At 39.7% G+C, this 6642-nt stretch carries 3 protein-coding genes and 1 riboswitch; of the genes, 2 read left to right on the forward strand and 1 reads right to left on the reverse strand.

What is annotated here, in order from left to right; genetic code table 11:
* Positions 1 to 21: 21 nt before the first annotated feature.
* Complete coding sequence (gene asnB / locus VGA95_07230) at positions 22 to 1932, forward strand: asparagine synthase (glutamine-hydrolyzing) (protein ID HEX9666339.1); 1911 nt, start codon at positions 22 to 24, stop codon at positions 1930 to 1932.
* Between the two features lie 702 nt (positions 1933 to 2634).
* Positions 2635 to 3993: a VanZ family protein gene (locus VGA95_07235; protein ID HEX9666340.1), complete on the forward strand. Its 1359-nt coding sequence runs from the start codon at positions 2635 to 2637 to the stop codon at positions 3991 to 3993.
* Positions 3994 to 4167: 174 nt separating this feature from the next.
* Here the strand turns inward: VGA95_07235 and VGA95_07240 are convergent, their stop codons facing one another.
* Positions 4168 to 6351 (reverse strand): PKD domain-containing protein, encoded by a 2184-nt coding sequence (locus VGA95_07240; protein ID HEX9666341.1) that lies wholly within the window; start codon positions 6349 to 6351, stop codon positions 4168 to 4170.
* A 119-nt stretch (positions 6352 to 6470) separates the two neighbouring features.
* Positions 6471 to 6559, reverse strand: a riboswitch (cyclic di-GMP riboswitch).
* Between the last annotated feature and the right edge of the window lie 83 nt (positions 6560 to 6642).

Below are 6642 nucleotides of genomic sequence, written 5' to 3' on the forward strand. Positions count from 1 at the left end.
GAATTAAACGAGAGATAAATCATGTGTGGTATTTGTGGCAAGGTCTACTTTGATCATTCAAGACCTGTAGAAAGGGAAGTGATAAGTTCTATGAACGATGTTCTTCGTCACCGTGGTCCCGATGATGAAGGCATTTATATCAATGGCAATGTGGGTCTTGGGATGAGACGACTTAGCATTATTGACATCGAAGGGGGGAAGCAACCTATAAAGAATGAAGATGGTACAGTAAGGGTTGTATATAATGGTGAGATCTACAACTTCCCTGAGCTTAAAGATACGCTTATGAAGAGAGGGCATAAATTTTATACAAGAAGTGATACAGAAGTCATAGTCCATCTTTATGAGGATTTAGGTGAGGATTTTGTTAAAGAACTTAATGGTATGTTCGGCATCGCTCTGTGGGATGATAGTAAGAAAAAACTAATTCTTGCCAGAGATAGCATTGGTATTAAGCCACTGTTTTACGCAGTTTTATCAGATAGATTAATTTTTGGCTCGGAGATAAAATCTATACTGAAGGATCGTGTACCAAGGAATGTTGATCTTGAAGCTCTTCACGATTACCTGTCGTTAAACTATGTCCCCGCCCCTTACACAATGTTTAAGGGAATAAGAAAGCTCGAACCTGGAAACATGCTAATATTTCAAAATGGTAGGGTTAGTAATAAGAAATATTGGGACGTTCAGTATTTTACATCCGATAGCCAACCTTCTTCTTCTGGACTAAATAACGAAGAGACCTATACTGAGAGGTTGCTGGAGATTTTAAAAGACTCTGTTAAAAGGCACTTAATCTCTGACGTTCCCCTCGGGGTTTTCCTAAGCGGTGGTATGGATTCAAGTACAATAGTTGCTCTAATGAGCCAGATGAATACTAGAAAGATAAAGACCTTTACGATCGGATTTGAAGAAAAGTCTTATAACGAAGTGGATGATGCCAGGCTTATTTCCAGGAGATTTGATACCGAACATTACGAACTCATTGTAAGGCCAAATATCGTTGACCTTCTTCCGAAACTGATTAGATCTTTTGACGAGCCTTATGCCGATTCCTCTGCTATTCCGACGTACTATGTCTCAAAGTTAGCGAGAGAACATGTAAAGGTTTGTCTTGGTGGTGACGGTGGAGATGAAATCTTCGCAGGTTATGTAACCTACCCTGCCTATAAGGTGGCTAATTTATATAAGAAACTACCCGGGATCCTAACCGAGAAATTTATCCCATATTTGGTTAATTCCATACCTGTTTCTGATGGAAAAGTTAGCTTCGATTATAAGGCAAAGAGATTTGTAGAGGGCGCGCTTCTCCCTCCCGCCCAAGGGCATTTCTGGTGGAAGGTTATTTTTACGGAGGAGATGAAACAAAGGCTATACTCAGAAGAATTAAAGAGTACATTAAATGGCTTTAGAGATTCATTTCAAATTTTTAACAGGCATTTTGATGAATGCACTGATAGTGACACCCTACAAAAGTTACTCTATGTTGATCTGAAGGTTTATCTTCCCGATGATATTCTTGTAAAGGTTGATAGGATGAGCATGGCACATTCTCTTGAAGCGAGGGTTCCGTTTTTAGACCGTGAGGTTGTAGAATTCATGGCAGGTGTTCCAAGTAGGCTTAAGATGAAAAGGTTAAGCACAAAATATGTATTGAAAAAAGCATTAAATAAGTTACTCCCACAGGAGATACTCAAAAAGAAGAAGGGTGGATTTAACGTGCCAATTCCCAGGTGGATTAAGAATGACCTCAAAGACCGTGTCATAGATGCCCTTTCTCCGTCTAAAATAAGATCGACTGGATTTTTTAATGAAACGAACGTCTCACAAATTTTAAACATGCACATTGATGGAAAAAAAGACTATAGCAGGAATATCTGGGGGCTATTTATGTTTATGCTATGGCATGATGAATATATAAGTCCTCATTGAACCGAGCTGGCTATCTTCCCTTTAAAATCTTATGACAATATCTCTTTCAATTTGTGTTTTCTACCTAATATATATTCTGAGCTCGATAAATTACCTTTAGCTTGTTAAAGGGCTTCCAACGTCATTGCTAATCGAAGCCCTGAGTGAAGTGAATGGGGCCGTGAAGCAATCCCAACATAAGATGTCATTGCTGTAGATGTTAGATATTTCGTAGACGGTCTCTTAGATCTTAAAAGGGCATTCGAAAAATTGCGTTCAGAAAATCAGGAGCGAAGACGTAAAAAAAATTTATGGTTGTGGTTGGATTAAATTTGTTAGTCGTTCTGTCATCCCCGAGGACTTCTGTGGGGGATCCAGAGGTAAAACCATAGATTCCCGCTAACAATCCGCGGGAATGACAACAAGGGGACAGCCTTGTCGTGAGCCCTGAGCTTGTCGAAGGGCCTGTCCTGAGTTTATCGAAGGATCGAAGGATTGCTTCTTTCTACCTGTGCTGAACCCGTTTCAGCATCAAGACAAAGAAGGTAAACAGAAAAAAAATAAAATAATTGAAGAAAATGCTTTTAAAGATTCTGTCCTCGAAATATCTGGCTGTCACAGCAATGACCGCATAGGCAGCCAATTTACATGCTGATAACCCGCGGCTAACTGCTGGGTTCTTCAATTCAAAATAATCAATATTCATCTTCAGGAGGAAAGCTTATGAACGTAGAAAAAGCTCTTCAGCTAAATGATTCTGTGCTTCATCTTGACAGTAAAAAGTTGCTTGGACAAATCCTGCTTGAGTTTGGATACATAACAAGAGATGAACTCGATCAGGCTATAAAACTTCAGAATGAAGTTAACGATGATTTTGCTGTTTATAATGGCGGGATAAATTCCACGATGAGGATCGGTCAGATCCTGGTGGAGAAGGGGATTGTAACAAATGAAAAGGTAGAAGCAGCTCTCACGAGCCAGAGGCAAGTTTTAAATTCAAAGGAACAGACGGTTACTACCGTAGCAAGCAATCAATTTCATCTAAGTGTATGCATCCTAGCCACGGTCACTTTTGCATCGATCATATTCTTCCTATCTCTGATAAATCTAAATTTAATATTTATACCGCAATGGGTTCTATACCCGGCTCACTTTTTTGCCTATCTTTGTCTATGTTTTCTGATTTACACCACATTGCAATATTCTCCATGGAAGATGAAATTGGAAAGAAAAGTAATAACTGCTTTTCTTGGAGCTTTTGCTTTTGGCTTTCTTATTGAACTGATTCAGGTTTTCGTTCCACATAGATTTTTTTCCCTTTTAGATACATTAATTAATTTTTCAGGCGCGTTCTCAGCCGCCCTTTTTGTGACTTATACAAATTGGGGATTGGCGGAGATAAATTACCCACCCACGGAAGAGATGGAAGAAGAGCTTAGATTAAAACACTCCTCAATTGGAAAATCTTTTAAAGTGATTCCTTTTAAGAGGATCTTCGATTTTACTATATCATTTTTAGGATTCCTATTCTCCTTACCCATTTGGCTTTTTGTAATTTTTATAATCTGGCTCGAGGACCCAGGCCCTATTTTTTTTATTAAGACTTGCGTAGGAAAAGGAGGAAAGAGCTTTAGGCAACTTAAATTCCGCACTATGATAAAAAATGCTGAAAGAAATACTGGCCCTGTTTTAGCACAAGGAACTGATCCTCGCTTCTTACGTATAGGTAATATACTTAGAAAGACTGCCTTAGATGAACTTCCTCAGTTATTAAATATTCTAAAAGGAAATATGAGCTTTGTAGGTCCCAGACCCCAGAGGACCATTTTAGTACATAAATATCTAGGTGAGATTCCAAAGTATGCCCTAAGGCATACAGTGAAGCCCGGTCTTACAGGAATTGCTCAGTTGTATGGTCATTACTACGTAACTCCTAGGCAGAAGTTACGATTTGATCTAATTTACTTAAGAAAAAGAGGTTTTTGGTTTGATTTAAAGCTTTTCATCTATTCATTTATTATAAGCTTGGGGGGAGGGTGGCAGAATAGTGGGAGTAATGATAAGAAAAGCATTCTTGCGTAGAAATTTTCTGATGTGCAGAGTTTGGTTGTCTTATATTTTTGCTCATCCCTTCTGTTTGCTTTTTAAACATATCTATTTGTCGTTGGTTGTAAGTCTTTGGTTTTTTGGATTGCCTTGTCAAATGACTAACAACCAATCCTGTAGTGAGCTAGTCGATCCTAAGCTAATTACTAATCACGGAATAGGGCACCCCTTTACCCCTACGTTCAGTCTCTTATGCACGTTTACACAGGATGAATCAGGAAAAGTAGCATCATCATTAACACCTTTAACAGTTGCACCACAAGGAAATTGCCCCGTAGTCTGATTCCAAAGTTTTTGGTCAGTGAGAACTCCATCCTCATATCTATATACAATATTTGCTCCAATATCCTCGCCGCTTTTACCCCAACCCTTCATCGGGGAGCTGGACGGAATGTAAACTATGCAACTTCCAAGCGCTGGATTAACAGCAGCCTCATTAGTAAAATCTCCATATGCGTCTCCTCCAGGAGGATTAAAATTAATTGAGTGGTTAAATGCAACGGAGTAGTCAATATCCCATCCCCCGAGAGTAGGATAGCTTGGATTTACATAAAATCCGCTCCACTTATTATTCGCAGCTAGAATGTTCACACCATAAAATGATGCCGTAGGCGGACTTTGACCACCGCAGCCCCCACATCGCCCATCCAAATTTATACCCCTCGCGGTAGATGGCCCATGAGTATTAAGGATAGTTGCTTGTCTCACTATGGTGTTTACAGCCCCTGCATGAAAAAGTCCACCAAAACCACCGATAGCATTGGTGCTGATTGCTACATAATTCTCTATTATTGTATCTTTAACTAAATTTGTCGTTGCTTTACGGCTATCAAGTCTCATACCATTACGAAAAGCATTTAAGGAAATTGAACCCAGAATTTTGTTACCTTCTGCTGTACTATGAATCTGCATCCCTTCACTGTCTTCATCATTGCCCTCCACTATCACATTTTCCATTATGCTATTTGAGCTTCCATAAAACACTACAGACCGATCAGAACATTGACCCGCACCTATCCCAAATGGGCATGTGCTACTACCCGCAGGCTTAAAATCTCTAGCATTGGCATAAACTCTTCTAAATGTGCATCTTTGGGAGCTAAAGCAATTTAATAGATGTCTCATAGAAGCATAAAATTCTGAGTCTTCGACTAACACTGTATCACATTTAGAAATTGCAAACAGACCGGCATTAGGGGATAAGCGATTCTGTTTGAATGCCAATATTTTTCTAATATTGATATTATTGCTTGAAATTACCCATGCAGTTGGGATTTGCATAGTGGTATTAAAATCGTTCGCCCCAAGTCGTAATCCTTCTATATTCCAATAGGAGCAGTTTTGCATTTTAAATGCTTCTACAGAACCGTCTGAACTAAGAAAAGCCTGCCGTTCATTTTCAGCTTTAATTGTGATTGGCTTAGTTGCCGTTCCGTTTTTAGCACTTCCATTTGAACCACAACTGACGTAGGGCAGTCCTGTCGTCGATTTTGTATAGGTTCCATCCATTAGGATTAAACTATCACCAGCCAGAAGCTTGGGAATGGCATATTTTAAGGTCTTCCAGGGTGAGGATGTGGAGGTTCCCGAATTAGAATTCGATCCGGTAGGCGACATATAAAATGTAGGTCCGGTTGGTTCGGATGTAGAGGTTGGCGTCAGTGTTGGAGTGGTTGTTGGGTTCGGGGTAGGAGTTGGTGCAGGTTGGGGAGGTGAAGAAACGTTAACGGTCACTGAATCTGAAGCGCTCATGCCATCATTATCGACTACTTCAACCTTTGCATTATAGGTACCAGGAGTGATATAAATAAATTCAACGGGATTTGAGGGTGTGATGTCATCAACTGTTCCATTACCGTCATAATCCCATCTGTACTCTACAATATTACCGTCTGGATCGGATGCATTCGATTCAAAAGTTACATAAAGTGGAGATTGCCCGCTTGAAGGATTTGCTACCAAGTTTAAAGTGGGAGGTTGATTTGGAGAAGTTACAGACGAGGGTGTAGGGGTTGGTGCGGGTTTGGGTGTAGGAGTAGGAGTTGGAGTTGGAGTTGGTGGAGGTGTCGCAGGCTGTAATGCCATTGCAACATGAACTGCTCCTCGAGAGATTCCCTCGCTGGCATTATAATTTGCTGATGCGTAATTGGGCTGAACGGTATAATAAAAAGTATTATCTGAGTATTTAAATCTTTCAGTGCGTGCATCAAAGCCATTTGACCATGCAGTAATAGGAAAGAACAAAATTATACCAATTCTAATTAAAATCCTGTTATTTAATCTAAAATGAAAATTGGAAAGATCCTTCTTGGGGGCATTATCGTAGATATTCAAATTTCCATCCTCCTCAAATTTGGTTTTAGCAAAACGCGTTAAAGAGGATGCATATCTACTTTATGAATTGTGAAGGTATAGGGGTGGTGGACAAGAACTATTGTTTTCCATTACCCAACTTCGGCAACTCAGCCGACCTCGGTTACTTAGTAACCTTCAATCCTGTAGTTTTGCGTCCCGCTTTTCTAACGGTTTGCCTTTATCGGTTAGGTATATCTACCGACTATTGAAATCGTTAAAGTTTTTCTTTCAAAGAGCGATATAACTTGCTGTCGATTCTACAATAAACTA

The sequence above is a fragment of the Thermodesulfobacteriota bacterium genome (assembly GCA_036397855.1).
In the GTDB taxonomy this organism is placed as follows: Bacteria; Desulfobacterota_D; UBA1144; order Nemesobacterales; family CSP1-2; genus DASWID01.

What these genes read in the sequence shown, in the direction of transcription:
- asnB (HEX9666339.1), top strand. Translation starts at nt 22, where the DNA reads ATGTGTGGTATTTGTGGCAAGGTCTACTTTGATCATTCAAGACCTGTA.
- VGA95_07235 (HEX9666340.1), top strand. Translation starts at nt 2,635, where the DNA reads ATGAACGTAGAAAAAGCTCTTCAGCTAAATGATTCTGTGCTTCATCTT.